Genomic DNA, 24,425 nt, shown 5'->3' with positions numbered 1-24,425 from the left:
ACGACTGATGGCGAACGGCGAACGGCGGGGGGTGTCAGGGAGGGCGGCCACGCGGGGGTGTTCCCGACGGATGCCCATATATGCCACCAACCTGAGCCCGGAGGAGGAAAGCAGACACGGGACGATGCCGTCCGCTGTACGCCCACCGGTTGGGCGCCGTGCGGCGCACCGCCCGGGACGACGAACGGCCGCCCCGGGTGGCGGGGCGGCCGTTCGGTAGGTGGGCGGTGCGGCGGTCGCCGCCGGGTACGCGGTCCGGCGGCGTGGTCGCGGTGCGCCGGATGGCGTGCCGCGGCGGCCGGTCAGGCGGCGGTGGACCAGATGGCCCGGAACGCGGCCGCCTCACCGGCCAGCCACTGCTCGATCTGCTCGGGCTTGACGTCGGCGGGCATCCGGTGCGCCTCGCCGCGCCGCACGTCGACCAGGACCGGCTCGGCGTGCGGCAGCACCGCGTCCATGTGCCGGGCCATCAGGTGCAGTGTGGCCAGCGTCGTCTCCTCGCTCGGCGGCGCCTCGTCGAAGTGCAGCCGGATCGCCTCGGCCCGGCCGTCGGCGTACCGGACGCCGAACTGCGGGTTGATCTTCACGGGCAGGTCGCCCAGCATGGCCAGCGCGTCGCGCGTCTGGGCCAGGTCGACGCCGGCCGGCTCGCCGAGCGAGTGCAGCCAGCGGGTCGCGCCCGGAACGAGCGCCTCGTAGAGCGGTCGCCAGCGCGGCTTGACCAGGTCGGCGACCTGCGCGAGGTGCGTACCGCCGGTGTGGAAGGCGACGTCGGCCTTGAGCGCCTTGACGAACTGGCCGTGCGGGTTGAAGCCGTGCCGGCTGGCCCGCTGCCGGCGCAGCCCGCCGACGAAGGTGGCCTTGGTGGGGCCGGTGCGGTCGACGTACCGGGTGAATCCGAGGAGGGTGGCGTAGGGGGTGACAGGGGTCGCGGAGGTGGGCGCAGTCACGAGCATCCTCCCAGGTCAGCAGCTCGATTAGTACATACATTCTAATCGACGGGTCTGACATCGCCCAGGGTGCGAAAGGGGCATTGTCGATCCGTTCGCCGACGGCCCGCCGATCCGGACGGGACACCGCGCGATCGATCCGTCCCCTAGAGTGCGGTTCTTCCACACCTCTCTCCCGGAGTACCCATGCGATCCCTCACGGCCCGATGGCCCCGCCTCGCCGCCGCCGCGGCGCTGCTGGCCACGACCGCGCTCTTCGCCCCGTCGACCCCGGCGCACGCCGCCGACGAACTGCCCGACCTGTTCGTGTCCTTCAGCAGCGACCCCGTCGCGGAGATCGACAACAGTGGCACCACGGTCGGGATGTACGTCTACAACTACGGCCAGGCCGACGCGACGGCGGTGACCGTCACGCTCGACCTGGGCAAGCTGTCGTCCGACGTGGTCGCCTCGGTGCCGGACTGGAACGACTCCTGCAAGCTCGCGGCGGGGAAGGTCACCTGCACCGTCGGTGGCCTGGTGGCCGGCCAGACCGATCTCATCTATCCGCTCTCGCTGGCCAGCCGCACCGGTGCGACCCCCGGTGACGCCGGTTCGGTCGGCGTGACCATCGCCGGCGCACAGGACGACGCCAACCCCGGCGACAACACGATCAGCTTCCCGGTCACGATCCGCGCCTCGGGCCCCGATCTGGTCGCCGCCGCCGACGACCTGAACGACAAGTCCAAGCCGGTCGGTGAGGGCGACCGGGTCCCGCTCTACAGCGGTGTGCTCAACGAGGGCGACAGCCCGGCGACCGACTTCACCGTCCGGGTCGACCTGCCCACCGGCGCCACCTTCGTCGAGCGGTACAGCGACTGCACCTACGTCGGCTACTACCCGAAGGCCAGCGGTCCGCCGTACGTATACGGGCCGAGCCAGGTCACCTGCACGGTGCCGCTGACGCTCAAGCCCGGCGAGGGGCTGCTGCTGTTCGACGACGAGACGGGCGAGTCGCTGTTCAACATCACGTTCGGCCGCAACCTGCCGGGCCCGGACGAGAACTACGCCCTCTTCAGCACCGCGCTGGCCGGTGAGGCGGAGACGGCGAAGAAGGCCGCGGCGACCAAGGGCAACGGCCCGTCGTTCGCCACCGCCGCCGAGAAGCTGCACGCCAAGGCGGTCAAGGCGGGTCAGGCCCGCAAGGCCGTCGTGGAGCGCGAGCTCGACGAGTCGGACAACTACGCCGACTTCCGGTTCTGGAGCAAGAAGAACAGCCTCGACGTCGCCGTCACCGCCGCGCCGGTGAAGGGGGCGGTCGGCCAGACCGTCGACCTCACCTACGAGGTCGTCAACCACGGCCCGTCCGACGGCGGCGGCCCCGGTGTCCTCATCACCGCGCCGAGCGGCACCGTCCTGCTGCCCAGCGAGTGGTGCTACACCGACGGCCAGCCGGGCACGACGTTGCCCGAGTCGGCGAAGCTGCGGTGCAGCTTCGAGAGCGAGTTCCCGAGCGTCGCCTCCGGCTACGGCCGGATCAAGCCCACCGTCCAGCTGAAGATCAAGTCGACGCCGGGTACCGACGGCACGATCGTGGTCGACGGCGCCACGTCCTCGACCGAGTCGAAGCCGGAGAACAACACCGCTCACATCGTCGTCGCGGTCGGCAACGGCGGCCCGGGCACCGGTGGCTCCGGAGACGGCAGCGGTGGCACCGGCGGCGGCCTGCCGATCACCGGTGCGCCGGCGGCCACGCTCGCCGGTGTCGGCGCCGCCGTGCTCGCGGCCGGCGCGGTCCTGTTCGTCGTGTTCCGTCGTCGTCGCGTGGCGTTCCAGGCCCCGCGCGACTGATCGGACACGATCGCGGGGGCGGAACCGGACCGGTTCCGCCCCCGCGGCGTACGTCAGCCGACGCCGCTACAACTGGCCGACGTCGGTGACGCGGACCACCGCCGCGCCTGTCTCGTCCGAGGCGGCCAGGTCGATCTCGGCGCTGATGCCCCAGTCGTGGTCGCCGTCCGGGTCGTCCAGGATCTGCCGGACGGTCCACCGCTCGCGGCCCTGCTCGATCATCAGCAGCGCCGGCCCGCGCGCGTCCGGCCCCACCCCGATCGAGTCGTACGCCTCGAAGTACGGCTCCAGCGCGTCCGCCCAGGCGTCGGCGTTCCAGCCGTCGCCCGCGTCCAGCTCGCCGAGCAGGTCCCAGCGGCGCAGCGCGGCCAGCTCGACGCGACGGAACATCGCGTTGCGCACCAGCACCCGGAACGCCCGCGCGTTGCGGGTCACCGCCGGCGGCCGGTCGTCCAGCGAGGCGGCGACCTCGGCCACGTCCGACGGGTTGCGCAGCCGCTCCCACTCGTCGATCAGGCTGGAGTCGACCTGGCGGACCAGCTCGCCCAGCCACTCGATGAGGTCGACCAGCTCCTCGGTCTTCGCGTCCTCGGGGACGGTCTGCCGCAGCGTCTTGTACGCGTCGGCGAGGTACCGCAGCACCAGCCCCTCGGACCGGGACAGCCCGTAGAACTGCACGTACTCGGGGAACGTCATGGCCCGCTCGTACATGTCCCGGACCACGGACTTGGGGGAGAGCTGGTGGTCGGCCACCCAGGGGTGTCCCTGCCGGTACATCTCGTACGCGGAGTCCAGCAGCTCCGCCAGCGGCTTGGGCCAGGTCACGTCGTCGAGCAGTTCCAGGCGTGCCTCGTACTCGATGCCTTCGGCCTTCATCGCGGCGACCGCCTCGCCGCGGGCCTTGAACTGCTGCGCGGACAGTACCTGGCGGGGGTCGTCCAGGATCGACTCGATCACGCTGAGCACGTCGAGCGCGTACGACGGCGACTCCCGGTCGAGCAGCTCGACGGTGGCCAGCGCCAGCGGTGACAGCGGCTGGTTCAGCGCGAAGTCGAGCTGGAGGTCGACGGTGAGGCGTACCCGGCGGCCGGTCTCGTCCGGCTCGGGCAGCTCCTCGACCACGCCGCCCGCGCGCAGCGCCCGGTAGATGGCGATGGCCCGGCGGATGTGCCGGCGCTGCGCGGCCGGGTCCTCGTGGTTGTCGGTGAGCAGGTGCCGCATCGAGGCGAACGCGTCGCCGGGGCGGCCGATCACGTTGAGCAGCATCGAGTGGCTGACCTGGAAGCTGGAGGTGAGCGGCTCCGGCTCGGCCTCGACCAGACGCTGGAACGTCGGCTCGCCCCAGCCGATCGAGCCCTCCGGCGGCTTCTTCTTCACCACCTTGCGGCGCTTCTTCGGGTCGTCACCGGCCTTCGCGAGCGCCTTCTCGTTCTCGATCACGTGCTCGGGGGCCTGCACCACGACCCGGCCCAGCGTGTCGAACCCGGCCCGCCCGGCCCGGCCGGCGATCTGGTGGAACTCGCGGGCCTTGAGCAGCCGGGTGCGGGTGCCGTCGTACTTGCTCAGGCCGGTGAACAGCACGGTACGGATCGGCACGTTGATGCCGACGCCGAGCGTGTCCGTACCGCAGATGACCTTGAGCAGGCCGGCCTGGGCGAGCGTCTCGACCAGGCGGCGGTACTTCGGGAGCATGCCGGCGTGGTGCACGCCGATGCCGTGGCGGACCAGCCGGGACAGCGTCTTGCCGAAGCCGGAGGTGAACCGGAAGTTGCCGATCGCGCTCGCGATCATGTCCTTCTCGGCGCGGGTGCAGACGTTCACGCTCATCAGCGCCTGGGCACGTTCCAGCGCGGCGGCCTGCGTGAAGTGCACGACGTACACCGGGGCCTGCTTGGTCTCCAGCAGCTCCTCCAGCGTCTCGTGCAGCGGCGTGGTCGCGTACGAGAAGAGGAGCGGGACCGGCCGCTCGGCCGAGCGGACGACGGCGGTCGGCCGCCCGGTGCGCCGGGTCAGGTCGTCGACGAAGCGGGTGGTGTCGCCGAGCGTGGCCGACATCAGCACGAACTGGGCCTGCGGCAGCTCGATCAGCGGCACCTGCCAGGCCCAGCCGCGGTCCGGCTCGGCGTAGAAGTGGAACTCGTCCATGACCACCTGGCCGACGTCGGCGCGGCGGCCCTCGCGCAGCGCCAGGTTGGCCAGGATCTCCGCGGTGCAGCAGATGATCGGCGCGTCCGCGTTGACGCTCGCGTCGCCGGTGAGCATGCCGACGTTCTCCGCGCCGAAGACCTCGCAGAGCGCGAAGAACTTCTCCGAGACCAGCGCCTTGATCGGCGCGGTGTAGAAGGTCGTCCGGTCGTCGGCCAGCGCCGCGAAGTGCGCCGCGATCGCCACCAGGCTCTTGCCCGAGCCGGTCGGCGTATTCATGATCACGTTCGCGCCGGAGACGATCTCGATGACCGCCTCCTCCTGATGGGGATAGAGGTCCAGGCCGCGCTCGGACGCCCAGGAGGCGAACGCGTCGTAGAGGGTGTCGGGATCGGCGGTCTTCGGCAGCGCGGCGGTGAGAGTCATGGCGGCTCCCATCGTGCCTGGATCACACCGCGCCGCGCCAACCGGGTTCAGCGCCGCCGGTGGATCAGGTCGAAGACCTCCCGGCCCGCGGTCAGCGCGCGCCGCTCGAACTTCGTCACCGGCCGGTGCGCCGGACGGGGCGCGTAGCCGCCGTACACGTCGACCAGCTCCGGGTCTGCGGTGAGCGTCTCGCGCATCGACTCGGCGTACTCGGCCCAGTCGGTCGCGCAGTGCAGCGTGCCGCCCGGAGCCAGCCGGGACCGCAGCAGCGCCACGTGCGCCGGCGCGATGATCCGCCGCTTGTGGTGCCGCGTCTTCGGCCACGGGTCGGGGAAGAAGACGTGCACCGCGTCCAGGCAGCCCTCCGGCATGGCCCGGACCAGGTCCAGCGCGTCGCCCTCGGCCACCCGCACGTTGTCCAGACCGTGGCGTTCCACCAGGTCGAGCAGGTTGGCGATTCCCGGCGTATGGACCTCGACCGCCAGATAGTGTCGGTCCCGGTCGGCCGCCGCCATCGCGGCGGTGGCGTCGCCCATGCCGGAGCCGATCTCCAGCACCAGCGGCGCCCGTCGTCCGAACAGCGCCGTCGGATCGCACGGCCCGTCGAGGGCGGCGATCTCGAGGCCGTACGCGGGCCAGAGCCGGGTGAGCGCGTCGCGCTGCCGCTCGCTCATCCGTCCGCGACGCGGATGGAAGGTACGGATGCGGCCGGCGGCGATGTCGGGGAGGGTCACAGCGACCCGAGCCTACGCGACCCGGATCGGATGTGATGTGCGGCCGGGGGTGAGAGGATTCATCCCGTACGCCGGGAGGGGTCATGGGGTCGTTCAGGGTACGTGAGGCGCTGCTCGTCGCGGTCGCCGCGTGCGCCGCCCCGCTGGTCGGCGCGCTGCCCGCCCAGGCCGCGCCGCGCGCCGCCGAGCCGGTGCCGGAACAGCCCCCGGCCGACGTGATCTTCGTGGAGGTCACCCCGGGCACCGTCTCGCCCGGCTACCTCGTCGGCATCCGGGCCAGCTGCCGGAACAACACCGTGCCGGCGATCGTGACCTCGGACGCGTTCGGCAGGATCCAGGTTCAGCCGCAGCGCGGCCTGCTCACCGCCTCGCCGATGGTCCACGAGCGCACCCGGCCCGGCAACTACCGGGTGAAGCTGGAGTGCCCGGGTGGGGAGACCGCCTCCACCATGCTCCAGGTGGTCAAGCAGGGGCAGCCCACCCGGCAGCCGACCCACCCGCCCAGTCACCTGCCCAGCCGTGGCCCGGCGACCGGATTCGGCGGCACCGCCGGCCCCGGGCTCGGCGGCCTGCTGGTGCCCGTCGGGCTGGCGGTGACAGTCGTCGGCGCCGGGCTCGGCGTGGCCGCGTCCCGCCGGCACGCCCGCGGCGCCGCCGGACGCTGAGGCCGGTCATGGCCGAGCACTTCGTTCCGCCGCCCGCCGGAGCACGGCGCTCCGGCCGGCCGTTCCTGGCCCTGCCCCCGCCCGCCGCGCCACCGACCGACGCCGCCCGCCCGTCCCGGGCCGGCCCGCCTGCCGAGGTCGCCCGGTTCTCCAGGGCTGACCCGGCCGCCGCGCCCCGGACCGGCCCGCGCTCGGGGGAGAGGCCGGCCGCCGGGACCGGGTCGTCGGCCGTGCCGGTCTCCGGGTCGCGGCCGTGGATGCCGCCGCCCGCCGCGTCGCGACCGTGGTACCCGCCGTCGGCCGATCCGCCGGCCCTGCGTCCCCGGCCCGCCGGGCCGCCGCCCGTCGAACCGCCACCGGCGTCGCCGGGCGGGCGGGACCGGGGCCGGGGTTCCTGGTCGAAGCCGCTGGCAGTGGTGCTGGTGCTGGTCGGTGTGTTCGCCACCGGGGCCGGGCTCGGGCGCACGGCGGGGCCGTTCGACTTCGCCGACGCGTCCACCGGGTCGAGCCGGTCGAACGGGTCGGGCGCGGTGGCCCCGGCGAGTGCCGCCGCCCCGGTCCGGAAGCCGGCGAGCCGGCCGGTACGCCTGGCGGTGCCGGCCATCAAGGTCAACGCGCCGGTCACCCCGGTCGGGCAGGCGAAGGACGGCTCGGTGGACGTGCCGCCGCTGACCGAGCACGACCAGACCGGCTGGTACGACAGGGGAGCGGTGCCCGGCGACCCGGGCCGGGCGATCATCGTGGGTCACGTCGACACCAAGAGCGGGCCGGCCGTCTTCTACCGGCTGCGCTCGCTCAAGCCCGGCGCCCGGATCCAGGTGACGCGCGCCGACCGCAGCGTGGTGACCTTCAAGGTGGACAGCGTCGAGTACTTCGACAAGGCGAACCTGCCCGCCGCCCGGGTCTACGGCGACTCGGGCCCGGCCGAGCTGCGCCTGATCACGTGCGGCGGCGAGTGGGTCGGCGGCCGTACCGGCTACCAGGACAACGTGATCGTCTTCGCGTCCCTGGCGAGCTGACCGCTGCCCGACGCTCTCGCTCCCGCCCTCACTCCGACGATCATGAGGTTGGCGGCGACAATTCGGACCGCGAACGCCGTCAACTTCATGATCGACGGGGAGAGTGGGGGCGGGACGGGGGAGGGCGGGTCAGGGTTTGGCGGGGACCTGCTGGACGACCTCGAACTCCAGCAGGGTGGCGCCGGTGGCGACGGGCTTGCGGGGTTCGCCGCCCTCGGCGTGCGCGGCCCGCGACGGGCCCTGCGCCCACGCCTGGTACGCCTCCTCGGTCTCCCAGCGCGTGTACACGAAGTAGCGGGTGTCCCCGGCGACCGGGCGCAGCAGCTCGAAGCCGAGGAAACCGGGGGAGTTCTCCACCGCGCCGGCCCGGGCCGCGAACCGCTTCTCCAGCTCCTCGCCGGCGCCGGACGGGACGTCGATCGCGTTGATCTTCACGACAGCCATGTGTCCACCCTAACGAGCGCTGCCCTCAGAACGTCTCGACGGCCGGTGTCAGGTCCGCGTCGACCACGATCGGGGCGTGGTCGGACGGCCCCTTGCCCTTGCGGGCCTCCCGGTCCACGTACGCGGAGCGGACCGCGCGGGCGAACGACGCGCTCGCGTACACCAGGTCGATCCGCATGCCCTTGTTCTGGTGGAACATCCCGGCCCGGTAGTCCCAGTACGTGAACGGGTGCGGCCCCTTCATCGGCGTCGGCACCACGTCCTCCAGTCCCAGGTCACGCAACGCGGCCAGCGCGGCCCGCTCGGCCGGGGTGACATGGGTGGAGGTGACGAACAGCGCGGGATCCCAGACGTCGGCGTCGGTGGGCGCCACGTTGAAGTCACCGCAGACGGCCACCGGCAGCGCGCCGGCCACCTCCGATTCGAGGGCGTCGCGCAGCGCCGCGAACCAGGCCAGCTTGTACGCGTAGTGCGGGTCGTCCGGCGCGCGGCCGTTCGGCACGTACACCGACCAGACCCGCAGCTCGTCGCAGGTGGCCGAGATGGCGCGGGCCTCGGGCTCGGGGAACCCGGGTTCGCCCGGGAAGCCGACAGTCACGTCGGCCAGCCCGACCCGGGACAGCACGGCGACGCCGTTCCACCGCCCGTCGCTGTGGCTGGCCACCTCGTAGCCCAGCTCGCCCACCTCGGCGACCGGGAACGCCCCGTCGGGGCACTTGGTCTCCTGCAGGCACACGACGTCGGGCTTCGTGGTGGCCAGCCAGTCGAGCAGCCGGGGCAGGCGGGCCTTCACCGAGTTGACGTTCCAGGTCGCCAGGCGCATGCCCCCAGCCTGCCGCATCCCCGCCTGCCCCGCCCGGTCAGCGCTCCGGGGTGTCGCCGGGTCGGGTCTGCTCGGCGAGGAAGCGTTCCAGCTCGGCGCCGAGTTCGTCGGCGGTGGGCAGCGGCCCGGTCTCGCCTGCGAGCAGGCTCTTCTCGCCCCGGCCGCGGGCGAACGTGTCGTACTGCTCCTCCAGCGCCTGAACCAGCGTCGCCGCCTCCTCGGTCTGGGTGACCTGGCGGTCGATCTCCACCCGGACCGCCTCGGCGGCGGTCCGCAGCGCCTCGACGGGCAGCAGCAGGCCGGTGCTGCGGGACACGGCGGACAGCAGCGCCTCGGCGGCGGCCGGGTACTCGGCCTGGGCCACGTAGTGCGGCACGTGCGCGGCGAAGCCGAGGGCGTCGCGCCCCTGCTCGCCGAGGCGGTACTCCAGCAGGTGACCGACGCCGGCCGGTACCTGCACCTTCTGCAGCCACGGCTCGTGCCCGGCGATCAGTTCCTTGCGGGTGGCGTGCGCGGTGACGCCGCTGGGCCGGGTGTGCGGCACCGCCATCGGGATCGAGTTGAGCCCGACTGTGAGCCGGACGTCGAGGCGGGCGCTGAGCCCGGCGACGGCGGCCACGAAACGCTCCCACTGAAGATCCGGCTCGGGGCCGGTGAGCAGCAGGAACGGGGTCTCGTCGTCGTCGTGCAGCAGGTGCAGCTCCAGCGCCGGGGCGTCGTAGGACTCCCAGTGGTCCTCGACGAAGGTCATCACCGGGCGGCGGGAGCGGTAGTCGAAGATCTGGTCCACGTCGAAGCGGGCGATGACCCGTGCGTCGAGCGAGGTGAGCAGCTGTTCCCGGGCCAGCCGGGTGGCGTTGCCGGCGTCGACGAAGCCGGTGAGCGCCTGGATCAGCACCGGCTGGCCGAGCTCGGGCAGCTCGTCGGTGAGTTCGTAGAGCTCGTGTGGATCGAGCACCGGTGGGGTCCTCCCTGTCGACGCGTACGGGGGAGCGCCGAGCGTGCGGCGTCCCCGGTTCGGCCAACGTACCGGGGCGGGTGGTCCATTCCGTTACGGCCACGTCCGATGCCCGGATGATGATCACGATTCGGCTACGCACCGGTCCGGCGACCCATATCCGGATCGCCCGAACGGACGAGTTAGTCGATCATCGGGCGGGACCGGGAGGTCTGCGGCGTTCCTGCCCGGGCCGCTGCGCGGGTTGCAGGCCGGGTGATTGGTCCGGTTCCCGAGGTCCGTGGTCCGCCGGGTCGCACTGGGATGGGCCGTCCGCTTCGGAACGGCCAAAGTGTGGCGAGGGCCACCCTTTGGGCCTGGGTGATCCCGGTTTGCCCTGCCTAGCCTCGTCGGATGCGTAACGACGGCAACCTCGACGACCCGTTCGGCTCCGGCCGCCCGGCTGACCGTTCGGACGATACCCCCTCCACCAATCGGTTGGCCACACTCCGGGGACTGGTCCGGCGTACCCGCTTCTGGGCACCCACGAACCCCCGGCCCGGCCGGACGAAGCTGGCGGTCGCCACCGGCGCGGCCTGCTGCCTGGGCCTGGTCGGCGTCAGCCAGGCCGGCTTCGGTGCCCCGGACCGCGCCGCCGACCCGGCGCCCTCGGCGGAGGTCGCCGAGCGTGCCGCGGTCGACCCGGCGTCCCGGGCCATGGCCCGGCCGAGCACCGCCCCCGCCACCCCCAGCGCCAGCGCCAGCCCGTCCGCGACGGCGAGCCCGAAGGCGACCGCCAAGCCCAAGCCGAAGAAGACCGTCCGGCAGATCGTCCCGGTCGCCGGCCTGGACCGCACCCAGATGAACAACGCGAAGAAGATCGTGCAGGCCGGCAAGGAGATGGGCATGCCGCGCCGCGCCCTCGTCATCGCGGTGGCGACCGCCATGCAGGAGAGCACCCTGCTCAACTACGCCAGCGGCGTGCTGCCCGAGTCGCAGAACTACCCGCACCAGGCGATCGGCTGGGACCACGACTCGGTCGGGCTGTTCCAGCAGCGCCCGAGCAGCGGCTGGGGCACCGTCGAGCAGCTGATGGACCCGGAGTACGCGACGAAGGCGTTCCTGTCCGCGCTGGCGGAGATCCCCGGCTGGCAGAGCCTGCCGCTCTCCGTGGCCGCCCAGGCCGTGCAGATCTCGGCGTTCCCGGACGCGTACGCCCAGCACGAGTGGCGGGCCGGCGAAGTGGTGGCCGAGATCCTGGGCTGACCCGGACGGGTGGTTGCCGAAGGGCCGATTCGGGTATCAAGGGCTTGCCGGTCCCAGGTACACATGAAGGGGACCGCGGGACGGGAGGACCCTCATGTCGCTGATGCAACGGATCACCGCCTTCCTGCGGTCGCCGCGGGGCCAGCAGCTGGTCGACCGCGGCCGGCGTGAGATGTCGAAGCCGGAGAACCAGGCCCGGCTGCGGCAGATCGCGAACCGGCTGCAGTCGCGCCGGCGCTGACCCGCGTCACCCCCGCCGCACGAGCCTCCGGAGCCCTTCGTGACCGACCCCGCCCCCGTCGACGGGGAGCCCAACGCCGTCCCCACCGCCCCCGTCCCGCCGGTGGAGGCGCCCGAGGCGCCACCGGCCAAGCTGTGGGACCGGATGCGGGACGACCCGCAGTACGCGCCGGAGCACCTGGCCCTGGAGGCGGTACGCCGGCTCGGCCCGGAGGCCGCCCAGTGGGCCGCCCGGGAGCGGGCGCTGCGACCGGACGCCCCGCCGGAGCACTTGGCCGACCAGGCGGTACGCAAGTTCGTCAACCACGCCCGGCTCTCCGGTGCGGTGTCCGGCGCGGCCGGGCTGCCCGGTGCGGTGATCGACGTGGGCGTGCTGGCCTGGACTCAGGCCCGGCTGGTGCTGCACGTCGCGGCCGCCTACGGCGTCGACCCGGCGCACCCGGACCGGGCCACCGACCTGCTGGTGCTCCAGCGGGTGCACAAGGTCGCCGAGACGGCCCGTCTCGCGCTGGGCGTGGCCGCCGGCCGGGAGCGGGCCGGTGCGCTGTTCGGCTCCGCCGGTGACCGGGCGCTGGGCCGGGTGATGCTCCAGCTCGGGGTCCGGCTGGCCCGGATGGCCGGGGTGCGTGCCGCCAAGCGGATGTTCGCCAAGGTCGTGCCGGGCGCGGCGATCGTGCTCGGCACCTGGGCCAACTCGTCGGCCACCAAGGAACTGGCCGACCGTACGCGTGCTCTCTACCGGGCCGCCGGCCCCCGGCAGCTACCGGGCCCGCGTCAGCCCTGACCAGCGGGAGGCGTTCCAGGCCACCTCGGCCAGCCGGCCCTGCCCGGTCGCGTTCGGGTGGAACCAGTCGAGCGCGTTGACCTGGTCCAGGTCGAAGCGGTGGCGGTGTACCGCGCCGCCGTCCCACCGGCAGCGTGACCCGTACGCCCGGCAGGCGGCGCGCAGTTGCCCGTCGTACGCCTCGATCCGGTCCCTGACGCGGGCCCGGCGGGCGGCAGCGGCGGGCGCTGTCGACGTGGCGTCGGCCAGCAGCGACGGGCAGACGCCCCGCGACCAGGCCCGCACGGCGCGGGGCTCGGTGTGCCCGATCTGCCAGAGCCGGTACAGGTCCGGGATGCTGACCACCAGCACCCGGGCCTTCGGCCGGCCCTCGCGCAGCACGCCCAGCGCCGCGTCGACCTGGTCGCGGAAGGTGGCGACCGACGTCATGTCGTCGATGTCGCCGCGGCAGGCGTCGTTCGCGCCGATCAGCACGGTGACCAGGTCGGCCCTGTCGCGTACCGCCGACCGGGCCTGGCCGGTCAGCGCGGCCGCGCGGGCCCCGGGCACGGCCCGGTTGTACGCCCGCAGCCCCGGCGCGTCGGCGCGCAGCCGCCGGTAGAGGCTCTCCACCCGCAGGCCGTCCCCGGTCGACCAGGAGTTGCGTTCGCAGCTCACCAGCACCAGGCAGGAGCCGTAGCCGGTGCTGACCGAGTCGCCGAGCGCGACCAGCACCCGGGGCTCGCCGGGGGCGGGTGTGCCGGAGGGCCGGGGTGACGCCTCGCCGGAGCCGTCACAGGCGAGCGCGACGAGCGCCGCCAGGCAGGCCAGCGCGGCGATCCAGCGTCTCATCGGTCCCCCGTCCGGCGGCGGCAACGGGCGCGTCGACCCTATGCCCCGGCGGAGAGCCGGTGGCGGTTCTGTCGGCTATCGGGCATCGACCACTGTCGTTCACATCTGTCGTGTCGGCGCAGGCCGGCCGTGCAGCCACCGGTGCAGCGCCCGGGTGATCCGGGGCAGCACCAGGTAGGTCATCAGCGGGGTGAGCACGAGCGTCATCAGCAGCGTCCGCCCGGCCAGTGGCACGCCGGCGAGGAACCGGGTGGTCAGCAGCGTGGCGGCCAGGCTGAGCGGGAAGAACGCCAGCCAGATCGTGACCGCCTGCTTCCAGCGCGGCGGCGCGGCCGGTTCCGGCTCGCCGAACGTCTCGACCACGTGGTCCACCGGCGGGGCGAACCAGCCCTCGATGCCGGTGCGCCGCTCCACCCGGGTGTGCTCGACGATGCCCTGCGCCGAGCTGAGCCACCAGCGCCGCTGCGACGAGTCCTCCCAGTCGCGCAGGGTGTCCGCGTCGGCGAAGCGGTACATCACGTGCCACTCGCCGGAACCGGGGGCGCTGCGGACGAAACCGGCGCCGAGGAAGCCCGGGAAGCTCTCCGCCAGCGCCGTCCCGGCCCGCATCCACGCCACCACCTCGTCGGTACGCGCCGGGTCGGCGCGCCGGGACACGGCGACGGTCACGGGTACGGCCTGAGTCGTGGTCATGCCATCCTCTCCACCGTCCGCGGGATCTCCGCCGGAAACCGGCACCCGAAGTAACGCACCAGCCTGCCGGGCGCATCCGGCGACCGCCCGCCGGGTGTCCCGGATCACCGGTGTTCCCGCACCGGCCGGTTATCCCCGCCCGTGCCGGGGTAGGCCCCAGGAATGACCCGATCACAGCCCCGCCGCGCCCGTGGCACGGTCGGCCACGCGAACAGCGCCCTGAACCTGCGGCTCGCGCTCGCCACGTTCGGTCTGGTCGTGATGACCGTCTTCGCGGTGCTCGCGTTCGCCGCGGACATCGCCTGGCTGGGTGTCGTCTGCGCGCTGCTCGCCGTGGTGGCGGTGGTCGACCTGGTCGTGATCCAGCGCCGCCGCGCCGCGCGCCGCCGGGAGGAGCCGGGCGTGCGGCACTCGCTGTTCGAGTGACAGGAGTACGACATGCCCATCGCCACCACCAATCCCGCCACCGGACAGGTGCTCAAGACGTACGAGGCGATGTCGGACGAGCAGATCGACGCCGCGATCGAGCGGGCCGACCTCGCCTTCCGGCAGTTGCGCGACACCACGATCGCGCAGCGGGCCCGGTGGCTCCTCGCCGCCGCCGACCTGCTCGACGCCGAGCGCGACGAGACGGCCCGGCTGATGACCACCGAGATGGGCAAGACGTACGCCGCCGCGAAGGCGGAAGTCACCAAGTGCGGCACCGCCTGCCGCTTCTACGCCGGGAACGCGCCCCGGATGCTCGCGGACGAGCCGGCCGACGCCGCCGCGGTCAAGGCGAAGCGGGCGTACGTGCGTTACCAGCCGATCGGTCCGGTGCTCGCGGTGATGCCGTGGAACTTCCCGCTGTGGCAGGTGATGCGGTTCGCCGCCCCGGCCCTGATGGCGGGCAACACCGGCCTGCTCAAGCACGCCTCGAACGTGCCGCAGACCGCGCTCTACCTGGAGGACCTGTTCCGCCGGGCCGGTTTCCCCGAGGGCGCGTTCACCACGCTGCTGGTCGGCTCCGACGCGGTCGACCGGATCCTCAGCGACCCCCGCGTGCGCGCGGCCACGCTCACCGGCAGCGAGCCGGCCGGCCGGTCCATCGCCCAGATCGCCGGCCGGGAGATCAAGAAGACGGTGCTGGAGCTGGGCGGCAGCGACCCGTTCGTGGTGATGCCCTCGGCCGACCTGGACATCGCAGCCGAGGTCGCCACCACCGCCCGCTGCCAGAACAACGGGCAGTCCTGCATCGCCGCGAAGCGGTTCATCGTGCACACCGACGTGTTCGACGCGTTCGCCGAGAAGTTCGCCGCCCGGATGGCGGCGCTGCGCGTCGGCGACCCGATGGACGACGGCACCGACGTCGGCCCGCTGGCCAGCGAGCGCGGTCGCGACGAGGTGCACGCGCAGGTCACCGACGCGGTGGACCACGGCGCGACCGTGCTCTGCGGCGGTGAGAAGCCGGCCGGGGACGGCTGGTACTACCCGCCGACCGTGGTCACCGACCTGCGCCCGGAGATGCGGATGTGGTCCGAGGAGGTGTTCGGGCCGGTCGCCGGGCTCTACCGGGTCGGCTCGTACGACGAGGCGATCGAGGTCGCCAACGGCACCAGCTTCGGCCTCGGCTCCAACGCCTGGACGAACGACCCGGCCGAGCAGGAGCGCTTCGCCGTCGACCTGGACGCCGGCAACGTGTTCGTCAACGGCATGACCACGTCCTATCCGGAGCTGCCGTTCGGTGGTGTGAAGAACTCCGGGTACGGCCGCGAGCTGTCCGCCGCCGGCATGCGCGAGTTCTGCAACACCAAGACCGTGTGGATCGGCGAGGGCGAGGCCGGCGCGGGCGCCGGGGCGCACTCCGAGTAGACGCGATTGGCCGGACGCCGTCACGGGTAGGAGTGGCGACCATGACGGCGTTCGGCTTCCACGCATCCCACGAGCAGATCCACCCGGCCCGGCTGCTGGAGGCGGTGATCCACGCCGAACGCGCCGGCTTCGACGCGGCCATGTGCTCCGACCACTTCTCGCCGTGGAGCGAGCGACAGGGCCAGTCCGGGTTCGCCTGGTCCTGGCTCGGCGCCGCGCTCCAGGCCACGAACCTGTCCTTCGGCGTGGTGAACGCCCCCGGCCAGCGCTACCACCCGGCGATCATCGCGCAGGCCATCGGCACGCTCGGCGCCATGTACCCGGGCCGGTTCTGGGCCGCGCTGGGCACCGGCGAGGCGGCGAACGAGCACATCACCGGCGAGGTCTGGCCGCGCAAGGACATCCGCAGCGCGCGGCTGCGCGAGTGCGTCGACGTGATCCGGGCGCTGCTCGCAGGCGAGGAGGTCAGCCACGACGGCCTCGTCACGGTGGACCGGGCGAAGCTGTGGACCCGGCCGGAGGAGCCGCCCGCACTGGTCGGCGCCGCCGTGAGCATCGCCACCGCGCGCTGGTGCGCCGAGTGGGCCGACGGGCTGATCACCGTCAACGCGCCGGTCGAGCACCTGCGGCAGATGATCGACGCCTACCGGGACGCGGGCGGACGCGGCCCGCTGCACCTCCAGGTGCACGTGAGCTGGGCGCCCGAGCAGGAGCAGGCCGAGGCGATCGCGTACGAGCAGTGGCGCAGCAACGTGTTCGCGCCGCCGGTCTGCTGGGACCTGGAGACCCCCGAGCACTTCGACGTGGCGAGCGCCGACGTGCCGATGTCCAAGGTCGCCGAGACCGTGAACGTCTCCGCCGACCTGGGCCGGCACATCGGCTGGCTGGAGGAGTACGTGGCGCTGGGCTTCGACCAGATCGCGCTGCACCACGTCGGGCAGGAGCAGCGCGCGTTCATCGACACGTTCGGCGCCGAGGTGCTGCCGAAGCTGCGCTCCGCCGCCTGATCACACATCACCCCGTCGGCGCTTAGGCTCGTCGTTCGTGGATGCTCTGTTCGAGGTCGTGGTCTTCCTGGCCATCGCGACCTTCGGTGCGGCGCTGGCCCGCCGGCTCGGCCTGCTGGCGCCGATCCTGCTGGTCGTGCTCGGCCTCGCGTTGTCCTTCCTGCCGTTCTTCCCGCACGTGCGGCTGGACCCGGACCTGGTGCTGGTGGGCATCCTGCCGCCGCTGCTCTACGTGGCGGCGCTGGAGACGTCGGTGCCGGCGTTCCGGCTCAACCTGCGGCCGATCCTGCTGCTCGCCGTCGGGCTGGTCGTCTTCACCGCGTTCGTGGTGGGCACCGTCGTGCACTGGTTCCTGCCCGAGCTGCCGTACGCGATCTGCCTGGCGCTCGGCGCGGTGGTGGCGCCGCCGGACGCGGTCGCCGCCACCGCGGTGGCCCGGCGGGTCGGCCTGCCCCGGCGGGTCGTCACCATCCTGGAGGGCGAGAGCCTGGTCAACGACGCCACCGCGCTGGTGCTGCTGCGGGTGGCGATCGTCGCCGCGACCGCCACCACCGGCGGCGTCGGCGTCGGCGACGTGGCCCGCGAGGTGGTCGTCGCGGCCGGCGGCGGCATCCTGGTCGGCCTGCTGGGCGTGGTGGTCTTCGGGTACCTGCACAAGCGCATCACCGACCCGGTGCTGGACAACGCGCTGTCGCTGATCGTGCCGTTCGCCGTGGTCTTCGCCGCCGAGGAGATCCACGCCTCCGGCGTCGTCGCGGTGGTGGTGACCGGCCTCGGCATCGGGCACAAGCTGCCCACGCTGCTGTCGGCCGCCTCCCGGCTCCAGGTGACCGCGTTCTGGCGGCTGATCCGGTTCCTCCTCGAAGGACTGGTGTTCCTGCTGGTCGGCCTGCAACTGCCGGAGGTGGTCCGCGACCTCGACGAGCCGTTCGGCTCGCTGGCCGCGATCACCGCCGCGGTGCTGGCCGCCGTCTTCCTGTCCCGGTTCGTCTGGGTGTTCCCGGCCACCTACCTGGCCCGGCTGGTGCCCCGGATCCGGCAGCGCGACCCGGCGCCGCCGGTGCAGTTCCCCGTCGTCATCGGCTGGGCCGGCATGCGGGGCGTGGTGACGCTCGCCGCCGCGCTGGGCCTGCCGCTCACGCTGGCCGACGACGCGCCGTACCCGCGTGCGCTGCTCATCTGGCTGGCCTTCGCGGTGATCGTCGCGACGTTGGTCGGGCAGGGCGCCACGCTGCCCTGGGTGGCCCGGCGGCTGCGGCTGCCCCCGGACGACCCGGTGCAGGACGCGCTGTCCGCCGCCGGGGTGCAGCAGCGGGCCAGCCGGGCGGCCCGGGAACGGCTCGACGAACTGGCCGCCGGCGCGCCGGAGGCGGTGGTGGAACGCCTTCGCGGGCTGACCACCTCCCGGGCCAACCTGGCCTGGGAACGGCTCGGCGGCACCGAACGGGAAACCCCCTCCCAGGCGTACGCGCGCCTGCGGCAGGAGATGATCGACGCGGAGCGGGAGGTGTTCCGGGCCGCCCGCGACTCCGGCCAGATCCCGGAGGAGGTGCTCACCCGCGCCTATCGTGATCTGGATCTGGAGGAGTCCATGCTGCGACAGGAGGTCGTCGAATGAGCTGCCGGCACCTGGCCGAGGCGGGCACGGCCGAGCCCGACACCACCACCGAGTGCCCGGACTGCGTGGCGATCGGCAACCCGGACTGGGTGCACCTACGCGCCTGCCTGACCTGCGGGCACGTGGGCTGCTGCGACTCCTCGCCGTACCAGCACGCCACGAAGCACTTCGAGTCGAGCGGTCACCCGGTGATGCGGTCGGTCCAGCCGGGGGAGTCGTGGCGCTGGTGCTTCGTGGACGAGGAGATCGGCTGACTCAGCCGACCCGGCGCTCCAGCACCTGCCCGGTCCACGTCGGGCGGCCCGGCCGCTCCACCGTGAACGGCTCGGTGGCGGTGAACCCGCAGCTCTCGTAGAACCGCACGAGCGCCCGGTCGGGGCTGCGGAAGCAGTCCACCCGCAGCAGGCCGACGCCGCGTTCGCGGGCCAGCTCCGCCGCGTACGCCAGCAACCGCGCCCCGACCCCGCGCCCGGCGTACGCCCGGTCGGTGACCAGCAGGTTCACGTACAGCTCCGGCTCGGTGGCGGGCGGCACGTACTCGGTCGCCGCGCCCACCACCAGCGCGCCCGCCACCGTCGCGTCGATCTCGGCGAGGTACAGGCCGTCGCCGGTGGCCCACGCCTCGGCCTGGGCGATGCGGCGCGGGTCGATCGACGCCGGCTCGGTGCCCCACTGGTCGGTACGCCCGAGTTCGGTCAGCCATGCGGTGGCGCTGTCGAGCAGCCGCAGCAGCGTGGGCGCGTCGCCGGGCCCACCCGGACGGATGGTGATGCTCTGCTGGTCGGTCATCCCGCCATGCTGCTACACGCGGCTCACCCGGGCACACCGGCGGCCCGTGCCTCCGGCGCCGGCCGGTTCGCGATCGCCCGGCGGGCCAGAGCCGGGGCGGCCAGCCCGGCGGCGGCGAGGATCCCGCCGAGCACCAGCCAGCCGACCGGACCGCCACCGAGCACCAGCAGCGTGAGCAGCCCTCGGCCGAGCGCCTGGGCCAGCCCGGCGAGCAGGCCGTCCGCACCCTGGTAGGCGCCGATCGCGCCGGGCGGTGCCAGGTCGTAGGCGAGGCCCGCGCCGGCCGCGCCGTGCCACAGGTCGCCGACCGTCCACACCGCAGTGGCGACGAGCAGCAGGACGACCGCGGGGAGCACCGGCAGGGCGGCCGTCGCCGCGTACAACGGTGTGGCCGCCGCGAGCACCAGCCCGGCCCGGCGCAGCTTCCGGGCGGCCGGCGCGGCCCGCTCGGCGCCCCGGCTCAGCCGGACCGCGAGCAGCACGGTGAGGACCGTGTTCGCGAGCAGAACTGCCGACACCACGGGTGGCGGCGCGCCGGCCCGGTCCACAGTCCACAGCGGCACGACGAGCACGAGCACCGTCACGTGCGTGCTGAGCACCGCCGACGCGCCGCTCACCGCGAGGAACCGTCCGTCCCGCAGCGGCCCCCGTCGCGTACCGGTTGGCCCGTGCGGGCCGGCTGACCTGTGCGCCGCGCCGGCCGGCCACGCGGCGGCGACGGGCTGCGGCGGGAGGCGCAGCAGCAGCGCCGCCGAGAGCAGGTACGTGGCCGCGTTGCCGACGATCAGCACCTGGTAGGCCCGGTGCGTGTCCACGGCGAGCGCGATCCCGGCCAGCGCGGTACCGACGGTGATGCCCAGGTTCGCCACCGCCCTTAGCGTCGCGAACGCGTGCACCCGGCCGTCCGGGCCGCCCACCGCCGCGACGAGCGCCGCCCGTACCGCCAGGTTGCCGGCCGCGAGCAGCGCCTCCGGCACCGCCACCGCCAGGAACGCCGGAAACGAACCGACCAGCAGGTACGCCAGCGCGGCGACCGCCTGACCCACCTGGAGGACGGCCCGGAGCGTACGCGGATCCCATCTGTCGGCCAGCGCGCCCAGCGGCACGCTGGCGCTCAGCCCGACCAGCCCCGCGACTGTGAGCCCGGCGCCCACCGAGGTGGCGGAGAGGCCCACGTCCCGGGTCAGGTAGAGCGCACCGCCCGCCAGCCACAGCCCCGCGCCGACGGTGTTCACCAGCGTGGCGTACGCGAGGGTGCGCAGCGGCCCGGGCGGCGGGAGCGGCGAGACGCGTCCCATCAGCGGCGTCCGGCGAGGGCCATGCGATCGACGCTAAGCGTGGGCCAGCTGTCGCGGCGTCCCGGAACCGGCGACCCCTGTCACACCCGAGGGCTCGGGAGGCATGTTGCGTCGCCGAGCAGCCGTCCGGTCCAGTCGGTGAAACCGCCGTCGCCGAGCATCGGACGGACCGTGTCGGCGAGCGCGTGGCGGCTACCGGCTGGCATTGCCGCTCACACCCGATTCTCGGCCGGCCGGTGACGTGGCGGCACCGAAACGGCGCTCGGCCCGGCGTGGCTGTGTCAATCGCGGCCGGCAGCTCCCCGCGGAAAGGATGAGCTTCCGAGCGTTATGCCTCTCAGTCATAAATATGACCGAGAGGCATAATGCCGGAGGGACAACCCTTCTGTTCCGGCGCGACACGCCGCTTCCGGGCGGGCGCGTTAACCGGTCGACCGGGGGCGCGGACCGTGCCACGATCGCGCGGTGCCCGCCTCCGTGACCGCCTCCGTGCCCGCCCTGCTGCGCCGGCAGTTCGACCTGACCTGGGCGCTCGCCGAGTACCACCTCGACCGGCTGGAGCCGGGTGATTTCCTCTGGGAACCGGCCGCGCTGTGCTGGACCATGCGCCAGGACCCGGCCGGCGGGTGGCGTGCCGACTGGGCCGACACCGAGCCGGACCCGGTCCCGGTGCCCACGATCGCGTGGCTGACCTGGCACATCGGCTGGTGGTGGTCGGTGGCGGCCGACCACGTGCGGCAGCGGCCGGCGCGGGAGCGCGACGACATCCGCTGGCCCGGACCGGGCGCGGAGACTGTGGCGTGGCTGCGGGAGCTGCGGTCGGAGTGGACGGACACGCTGGACGGGCTGACCGAGGCCGGCCTGGACCGGCCGTCCGCGTACCCCTGGCCCGCCGACGCCGGGCTCACCGTCGCGGACCTGGCCGCGTGGGTGAACGCCGAGCTGATGAAGAACGTGGCCGAGATCGGGCAGCTCCGGCTTATGCGGGCGGCAGGGCGGGCGGCCTGAGCCGGGCCGCGCTCAGTGCGCGCCGCCGAGGTTGAGCACCACCACCCCGGCGATGACGAGTCCCGCCCCGACCACCTTCGTCACGCTCAGCGGCTCACCGAGGAACGCCGCGCCGATCGCCATGATGGCGGCGGTGCCGAGGCCGGACCAGACTGCGTACGCGACGCCGACCGGGATGTCCTTCACTGCGAGCGAGAGCAGGCCGAACGCGGACAGGTACGCCACGGCGAGGCCGACAGTGGGCCAGAGCCGGGTGAAGCCGTCGGTGGCCTTGAGCAGGCTGGTGCCGATCACCTCGGCGGTGATCGCGCCGAGCAGGAACAGGTACGCCATCGCAGGACCGTACCCGGTCCTGCGATGGCGCCTGAGTGGAGCTCGAATCCCGGTCAGGAGACCGTGCAGGCCTTTCCGTTCAGCGTGACAAGCCCCGGATCCGGGTTGGGAGACCGGGAGGCGGTCCCGTTGAAGCCGAACGTGGTGGACGCGCCCGGTGCCAGCTTCGCGTTCCAGGACAGGTTCTTCGCGGTGACCGTGGCGCCGCTCTGGCCGAGCTGCGCCGACCACGCGTGGCCCACCTTCTGGTCGCCGAGGAAGGCCCAGCGCAGGCTCCACCCGTTCACCGCCGTCGTGCCGGTGTTGCGCACCGTCACCTGGGTGGTGAAGCCGGACGGCCAGCTCCCGTGCGTGGTGTAGGTGACCGCGCAGGACGGCGCCGGCACCGCGCCCGCGTCACCCTGGTCGGCCAGGAACGACGCGAGCCACGCCAGCGCCGAGTTCCAGTTGATCGCCACCTCGTTCGTCGCGTACGAGTTGATGTCGTCGACGTAGCAGAACATCGGCGCGCACCCGGCGAGCAGGTTCGCCGCGAACGGGTCCTGGAGCGCGGCGTTCGGACCACCGGCGAGCGAACCGGCCGGCGGGCGCGGCAGGTCCGGGTTCAGCTGGTGGCCGAAGATCCGGCTGTGCTGGTTGCGGGCGTGCTGCTCACCCCACCCGGTCACGTACGACATGTTCAGCGCGTTGCGGCCGAACAGGTAGTCCGCGGCCTGCACCGCGCCGTCCCGGTACTTCGCGTCCCGGCTCAGGTCGAACGCGGTGGCGAGCACGATGGCGTTGTTCACCAGGTTGCTGTTGCTGCCCCAGACGTACGCGTCGGCGCTGCCCGGGAACGGCAGCCCGTACGCCTGGCCGGCGATCGTGGCCAGGTAGCTGTCGGCGGCGGCGGTGATCGACTCGCGGATGCGGGTCTTCTCCGCGGCGGGCAGCGTGTTCGGCACGGTGGCCAGGTCGAGGCGGCCCAGCGCGGCGACGCTCTGCCAGCCGAACGCGCCGTTCGGGGCGAAGACGTCGGCGCTGTGCAGCGGCGAGCCGGTGACGTCGGCCAGGTACGCCTTGTCGCCGGTGGCCAGCCACAGCTCGACGGCGGCCCAGTAGAACTCGTCGGTGACGTTGGTGTCGTCGTACGCGCCGCCGCCGGTGCCGTCGCTGGCCGAGGCGTAGATCGCCGGGTGCGCCTTGGCCGCCGCGTACGCGGTCTTCGCGGCGGTGCCGCAGCGCGCGGCGAACGCGGCGTCGTACGGGGCGTACAGCCGCTGGCACTGCGCCGCGACGGCGGCCAGGTTCAGCGTGGCGGCTGTGGACGGCGCGTGCAGCTCACGCGGCTGCGGGTCGTCCTGGGGCTGCAGCGGCAGGCCGGTCCAGTTCCGGTCGTGGATCTTGTGGTGGACCATCCCGGCCAGCGGCTCGCCCGCCGGCACCTGCATGCGCAGCAGGAACTCCAGCTCCCAGCGGGCCTCGTCGAGCACGTCCGGCACGTCGTTGCCGCGCTCGGGCAGCCGCAGCGTGGAGTCGCCCAGGGTGGCGCCGCCGCCGGCGGTCTCGGCCGTCCTGGTCCGCTCGAACGTGCTCAGGAGCTGGTAGGTGGCGATGCCGCCGTTGACGACGTACTTGCCGTGGTCACCCGCGTCGTACCAGCCGCCGCGCACGTCCAGCGAGTAGTCGCAGACGCCGGCCTGGCACGGCACGTTGGTGTCGCCCTGGTTGGGCGCGACGCCGAGGTGGCCGGCCGGGCGGGCGTACTCCTCGCCGATCAGGTCGCCGTCGATCTCGATGCCGCTGCGCTGGGCGTAGAAGAACTGGAGCGAGTCGGCGCGCAGCCGGTCGTAGAGCGCGCCGGAGATGTCGAACGGGTGGCTGGTCTCGCCGTCGACGGTCAACGTGTAGCCGGTGCCCGGCGTGCGGTACGCGGAGAAGTCGGCCGTCTGCACGTTCTGCGCGGAGGCCGCGTCGGTGCCGCGCGGCGTGGTCTGCCCGCTGGCGACCACCGCGCCGCCGGCGGACTTGAGCTGCCAGGGCAGCGCCTCGGTGGCCTCGGTGACCACAGTCGCGTGCTTCGGCCCGCCAGGCAGGTAGCCGACCTGGTTGACCCGGACCCGGGGGCCGGTGTCCGGCTCGTACGGCGGCGCCGGCTCCCCGCCGCGCAGCGACACGTTGTCCAGGCAGAACGTCTGCGCCTGGGCGCTGCCGCCGACCTGGAAGATCAGCTGGGCGGTGGGGTTGTCGGCCGGCGAGGTGAACGTGGTGGTGACGCGCTTCGCGGTGCCGGTTGCGGTCGCGTCGACGCTCGCGTACGTGGTGTAGGGGGCGCTGCCGAGCTGGAGCACCGCCTTGACGGCCGCGCCGGGGGTCGCGGAGACGTCGAAGGACAGCTCGTACTCGGCGCCCTGGGTCAGCGGCACCGCGTCCTGGCCGATGCCGGCGTCCCACGGGTTGGCGGTGCCCGCCGCGACGGAGGTGCAGAGACGGCCGTCGACGACCGCGAGGTCGCCGGTGCCGTATGAGAACCAGGGTGAGACACCGGCGCTGAAGTCGCCGTTGCGGAGTTGTTCGGGGGCGTCCGGCGGCACCTCGGCGCTCGCCGGGCCGGCGGTGAGGCCGGTGAGCGCCAGCGTGGTGGCCGCGAGTGCGGCGAGCCGACGACGGGATCGGGTCACGGAGGTTCCTTCCGTGCTCGGGGGTGGTGGGGGAGGCCAGGAGCTGGGAGCGCTCCCAGTATCAGCCCGATGTT

Annotated in this window: 25 protein-coding genes; 12 read left to right on the top strand and 13 right to left on the bottom strand. The window is 73.4% G+C overall.

The window, feature by feature from the left end:
• Window positions 1-302: 302 nt before the first annotated feature.
• Window positions 303-950 (bottom strand): hypothetical protein, encoded by a 648-nt coding sequence (locus FB454_RS07450; RefSeq protein WP_013285342.1) that lies wholly within the window; start codon window positions 948-950, stop codon window positions 303-305.
• Window positions 951-1,136: 186 nt separating this feature from the next.
• Here FB454_RS07450 and FB454_RS07445 point away from each other — a divergent pair, with 186 nt between their 5' ends.
• Window positions 1,137-2,780 carry a peptidase gene (locus FB454_RS07445; RefSeq protein ID WP_145822695.1) on the top strand — a complete coding sequence of 548 codons (1,644 nt, stop codon included), beginning with the start codon at window positions 1,137-1,139 and terminating at the stop codon, window positions 2,778-2,780.
• Between the two features lie 66 nt (window positions 2,781-2,846).
• Here FB454_RS07445 and FB454_RS07440 read toward each other — a convergent pair whose 3' ends face one another.
• Together FB454_RS07440 and trmB are read right to left on the bottom strand one after the other, a co-directional pair.
• Window positions 2,847-5,351 carry a DEAD/DEAH box helicase gene (locus FB454_RS07440; RefSeq protein WP_145822694.1) on the bottom strand — a complete coding sequence of 835 codons (2,505 nt, stop codon included), beginning with the start codon at window positions 5,349-5,351 and terminating at the stop codon, window positions 2,847-2,849.
• A 47-nt stretch (window positions 5,352-5,398) separates the two neighbouring features.
• The gene (gene trmB, locus FB454_RS07435) at window positions 5,399-6,025 is read right to left on the bottom strand and encodes a tRNA (guanosine(46)-N7)-methyltransferase TrmB (RefSeq protein WP_221489093.1); all 627 of its coding nucleotides are present in this window, start codon (window positions 6,023-6,025) and stop codon (window positions 5,399-5,401) included.
• Window positions 6,026-6,168: 143 nt separating this feature from the next.
• On the opposite strand from trmB, the gene FB454_RS07430 reads away from it, so the two are divergent.
• The gene (locus FB454_RS07430) at window positions 6,169-6,750 is read left to right on the top strand and encodes a hypothetical protein (protein ID WP_013285346.1); all 582 of its coding nucleotides are present in this window, start codon (window positions 6,169-6,171) and stop codon (window positions 6,748-6,750) included.
• Window positions 6,751-7,064: 314 nt separating this feature from the next.
• Window positions 7,065-7,769 (top strand): class F sortase, encoded by a 705-nt coding sequence (locus FB454_RS07425; RefSeq protein ID WP_230651898.1) that lies wholly within the window; start codon window positions 7,065-7,067, stop codon window positions 7,767-7,769.
• Window positions 7,770-7,898: 129 nt separating this feature from the next.
• Here the strand turns inward: FB454_RS07425 and FB454_RS07420 are convergent, their stop codons facing one another.
• The 3 genes from FB454_RS07420 to FB454_RS07410 are packed head-to-tail and all read right to left on the bottom strand — an operon-like array spanning window position 7,899 to window position 9,994.
• Window positions 7,899-8,213 (bottom strand): antibiotic biosynthesis monooxygenase family protein, encoded by a 315-nt coding sequence (locus FB454_RS07420; RefSeq protein ID WP_030270374.1) that lies wholly within the window; start codon window positions 8,211-8,213, stop codon window positions 7,899-7,901.
• A gap of 25 nt (window positions 8,214-8,238) precedes the next feature.
• The gene (locus FB454_RS07415) at window positions 8,239-9,036 is read right to left on the bottom strand and encodes an exodeoxyribonuclease III (protein ID WP_013474800.1); all 798 of its coding nucleotides are present in this window, start codon (window positions 9,034-9,036) and stop codon (window positions 8,239-8,241) included.
• A gap of 37 nt (window positions 9,037-9,073) precedes the next feature.
• On the bottom strand, window positions 9,074-9,994 hold the full coding sequence (locus tag FB454_RS07410) for a proteasome assembly chaperone family protein (protein ID WP_013285350.1): 921 nt from the start codon (window positions 9,992-9,994) through the stop codon (window positions 9,074-9,076).
• A 393-nt stretch (window positions 9,995-10,387) separates the two neighbouring features.
• Between FB454_RS07410 and FB454_RS07405 the strand changes: the two genes are divergently transcribed.
• The 3 genes from FB454_RS07405 to FB454_RS07400 all read left to right on the top strand — a co-directional run bounded on the left by FB454_RS07405 (window position 10,388) and on the right by FB454_RS07400 (window position 12,263).
• On the top strand, window positions 10,388-11,239 hold the full coding sequence (locus tag FB454_RS07405; protein ID WP_114919957.1) for a peptidase M23: 852 nt from the start codon (window positions 10,388-10,390) through the stop codon (window positions 11,237-11,239).
• 94 nt (window positions 11,240-11,333) lie between these two features.
• Window positions 11,334-11,480 carry a hypothetical protein gene (locus FB454_RS34800; RefSeq protein WP_013285352.1) on the top strand — a complete coding sequence of 49 codons (147 nt, stop codon included), beginning with the start codon at window positions 11,334-11,336 and terminating at the stop codon, window positions 11,478-11,480.
• A 39-nt stretch (window positions 11,481-11,519) separates the two neighbouring features.
• Entirely contained in the window at window positions 11,520-12,263 is a 744-nt protein-coding gene (locus tag FB454_RS07400) for an EcsC family protein (protein ID WP_013474802.1), read from the top strand.
• Here the strand turns inward: FB454_RS07400 and FB454_RS07395 are convergent.
• Complete coding sequence (locus FB454_RS07395; protein ID WP_145752654.1) at window positions 12,240-13,094, bottom strand: GDSL-type esterase/lipase family protein; 855 nt, start codon at window positions 13,092-13,094, stop codon at window positions 12,240-12,242. The genes FB454_RS07400 and FB454_RS07395 overlap by 24 nt on opposite strands.
• A gap of 99 nt (window positions 13,095-13,193) precedes the next feature.
• The gene (locus FB454_RS07390) at window positions 13,194-13,787 is read right to left on the bottom strand and encodes an antibiotic biosynthesis monooxygenase (protein ID WP_145822692.1); all 594 of its coding nucleotides are present in this window, start codon (window positions 13,785-13,787) and stop codon (window positions 13,194-13,196) included.
• 162 nt (window positions 13,788-13,949) lie between these two features.
• Between FB454_RS07390 and FB454_RS07385 the strand changes: the two genes are divergently transcribed.
• Genes FB454_RS07385 through FB454_RS07365 form a run of 5 tightly spaced genes read left to right on the top strand, consistent with a single transcriptional unit; the run spans window position 13,950 to window position 18,517 of the window.
• On the top strand, window positions 13,950-14,213 hold the full coding sequence (locus tag FB454_RS07385; RefSeq protein WP_013285356.1) for a DUF6343 family protein: 264 nt from the start codon (window positions 13,950-13,952) through the stop codon (window positions 14,211-14,213).
• 12 nt (window positions 14,214-14,225) lie between these two features.
• Entirely contained in the window at window positions 14,226-15,638 is a 1,413-nt protein-coding gene (locus FB454_RS07380) for an NADP-dependent succinic semialdehyde dehydrogenase (protein ID WP_145822691.1), read from the top strand.
• A 32-nt stretch (window positions 15,639-15,670) separates the two neighbouring features.
• Window positions 15,671-16,645 (top strand): TIGR03885 family FMN-dependent LLM class oxidoreductase, encoded by a 975-nt coding sequence (locus tag FB454_RS07375; RefSeq protein ID WP_255352863.1) that lies wholly within the window; start codon window positions 15,671-15,673, stop codon window positions 16,643-16,645.
• Window positions 16,646-16,682: 37 nt separating this feature from the next.
• The gene (locus FB454_RS07370) at window positions 16,683-18,263 is read left to right on the top strand and encodes a Na+/H+ antiporter (protein WP_013474806.1); all 1,581 of its coding nucleotides are present in this window, start codon (window positions 16,683-16,685) and stop codon (window positions 18,261-18,263) included.
• Window positions 18,260-18,517: a UBP-type zinc finger domain-containing protein gene (locus FB454_RS07365; RefSeq protein ID WP_013285360.1), complete on the top strand. Its 258-nt coding sequence runs from the start codon at window positions 18,260-18,262 to the stop codon at window positions 18,515-18,517. The genes FB454_RS07370 and FB454_RS07365 overlap by 4 nt, the downstream gene beginning before the upstream one ends.
• A 1-nt stretch (window position 18,518) precedes the next feature.
• Here the strand turns inward: FB454_RS07365 and FB454_RS07360 are convergent, their stop codons facing one another.
• The 3 genes from FB454_RS07360 to FB454_RS35320 all read right to left on the bottom strand — a co-directional run bounded on the left by FB454_RS07360 (window position 18,519) and on the right by FB454_RS35320 (window position 20,556).
• Window positions 18,519-19,052, bottom strand: a complete 534-nt coding sequence (locus FB454_RS07360) for a GNAT family N-acetyltransferase (protein ID WP_013474808.1) — start codon at window positions 19,050-19,052, stop codon at window positions 18,519-18,521.
• A 23-nt stretch (window positions 19,053-19,075) separates the two neighbouring features.
• On the bottom strand, window positions 19,076-20,350 hold the full coding sequence (locus FB454_RS07355) for an MFS transporter (protein ID WP_145822690.1): 1,275 nt from the start codon (window positions 20,348-20,350) through the stop codon (window positions 19,076-19,078).
• Window positions 20,351-20,430: 80 nt separating this feature from the next.
• Window positions 20,431-20,556, bottom strand: a complete 126-nt coding sequence (locus FB454_RS35320; protein WP_280512926.1) for a hypothetical protein — start codon at window positions 20,554-20,556, stop codon at window positions 20,431-20,433.
• A gap of 259 nt (window positions 20,557-20,815) precedes the next feature.
• Between FB454_RS35320 and FB454_RS07350 the strand changes: the two genes are divergently transcribed.
• The gene (locus FB454_RS07350) at window positions 20,816-21,358 is read left to right on the top strand and encodes a DinB family protein (protein WP_013285363.1); all 543 of its coding nucleotides are present in this window, start codon (window positions 20,816-20,818) and stop codon (window positions 21,356-21,358) included.
• 12 nt (window positions 21,359-21,370) lie between these two features.
• Here the strand turns inward: FB454_RS07350 and FB454_RS07345 are convergent, their stop codons facing one another.
• Window positions 21,371-21,691, bottom strand: coding sequence for a DMT family transporter (locus FB454_RS07345; protein WP_013285364.1), 321 nt, complete (start codon window positions 21,689-21,691; stop codon window positions 21,371-21,373).
• A 53-nt stretch (window positions 21,692-21,744) separates the two neighbouring features.
• Entirely contained in the window at window positions 21,745-24,351 is a 2,607-nt protein-coding gene (locus FB454_RS07340; RefSeq protein ID WP_145822689.1) for a glycoside hydrolase family 9 protein, read from the bottom strand.
• Window positions 24,352-24,425: the final 74 nt, after the last annotated feature.

The organism is Micromonospora sp. CNZ297 (assembly GCF_007827625.1).
Note: the sequence above shows the minus strand (reverse complement) of the source record. Positions and strands in the feature narration are given on the sequence as shown.

What these genes read in the sequence shown, in the direction of transcription:
- FB454_RS07430 (WP_013285346.1), top strand. Translation starts at nt 6,169, where the DNA reads ATGGGGTCGTTCAGGGTACGTGAGGCGCTGCTCGTCGCGGTCGCCGCG.
- FB454_RS07360 (WP_013474808.1), bottom strand. Translation starts at nt 19,052, where the DNA reads ATGACCGACCAGCAGAGCATCACCATCCGTCCGGGTGGGCCCGGCGAC.
- trmB (WP_221489093.1), bottom strand. Translation starts at nt 6,025, where the DNA reads ATGAGCGAGCGGCAGCGCGACGCGCTCACCCGGCTCTGGCCCGCGTAC.
- FB454_RS07445 (WP_145822695.1), top strand. Translation starts at nt 1,137, where the DNA reads ATGCGATCCCTCACGGCCCGATGGCCCCGCCTCGCCGCCGCCGCGGCG.
- FB454_RS35320 (WP_280512926.1), bottom strand. Translation starts at nt 20,556, where the DNA reads ATGCCAGCCGGTAGCCGCCACGCGCTCGCCGACACGGTCCGTCCGATG.
- FB454_RS07385 (WP_013285356.1), top strand. Translation starts at nt 13,950, where the DNA reads ATGACCCGATCACAGCCCCGCCGCGCCCGTGGCACGGTCGGCCACGCG.
- FB454_RS07390 (WP_145822692.1), bottom strand. Translation starts at nt 13,787, where the DNA reads ATGACCACGACTCAGGCCGTACCCGTGACCGTCGCCGTGTCCCGGCGC.
- FB454_RS07395 (WP_145752654.1), bottom strand. Translation starts at nt 13,094, where the DNA reads ATGAGACGCTGGATCGCCGCGCTGGCCTGCCTGGCGGCGCTCGTCGCG.
- FB454_RS07355 (WP_145822690.1), bottom strand. Translation starts at nt 20,350, where the DNA reads ATGGGACGCGTCTCGCCGCTCCCGCCGCCCGGGCCGCTGCGCACCCTC.
- FB454_RS07380 (WP_145822691.1), top strand. Translation starts at nt 14,226, where the DNA reads ATGCCCATCGCCACCACCAATCCCGCCACCGGACAGGTGCTCAAGACG.
- FB454_RS07440 (WP_145822694.1), bottom strand. Translation starts at nt 5,351, where the DNA reads ATGACTCTCACCGCCGCGCTGCCGAAGACCGCCGATCCCGACACCCTC.
- FB454_RS07405 (WP_114919957.1), top strand. Translation starts at nt 10,388, where the DNA reads ATGCGTAACGACGGCAACCTCGACGACCCGTTCGGCTCCGGCCGCCCG.
- FB454_RS07420 (WP_030270374.1), bottom strand. Translation starts at nt 8,213, where the DNA reads ATGGCTGTCGTGAAGATCAACGCGATCGACGTCCCGTCCGGCGCCGGC.
- FB454_RS07365 (WP_013285360.1), top strand. Translation starts at nt 18,260, where the DNA reads ATGAGCTGCCGGCACCTGGCCGAGGCGGGCACGGCCGAGCCCGACACC.
- FB454_RS34800 (WP_013285352.1), top strand. Translation starts at nt 11,334, where the DNA reads ATGTCGCTGATGCAACGGATCACCGCCTTCCTGCGGTCGCCGCGGGGC.
- FB454_RS07345 (WP_013285364.1), bottom strand. Translation starts at nt 21,691, where the DNA reads ATGGCGTACCTGTTCCTGCTCGGCGCGATCACCGCCGAGGTGATCGGC.
- FB454_RS07415 (WP_013474800.1), bottom strand. Translation starts at nt 9,036, where the DNA reads ATGCGCCTGGCGACCTGGAACGTCAACTCGGTGAAGGCCCGCCTGCCC.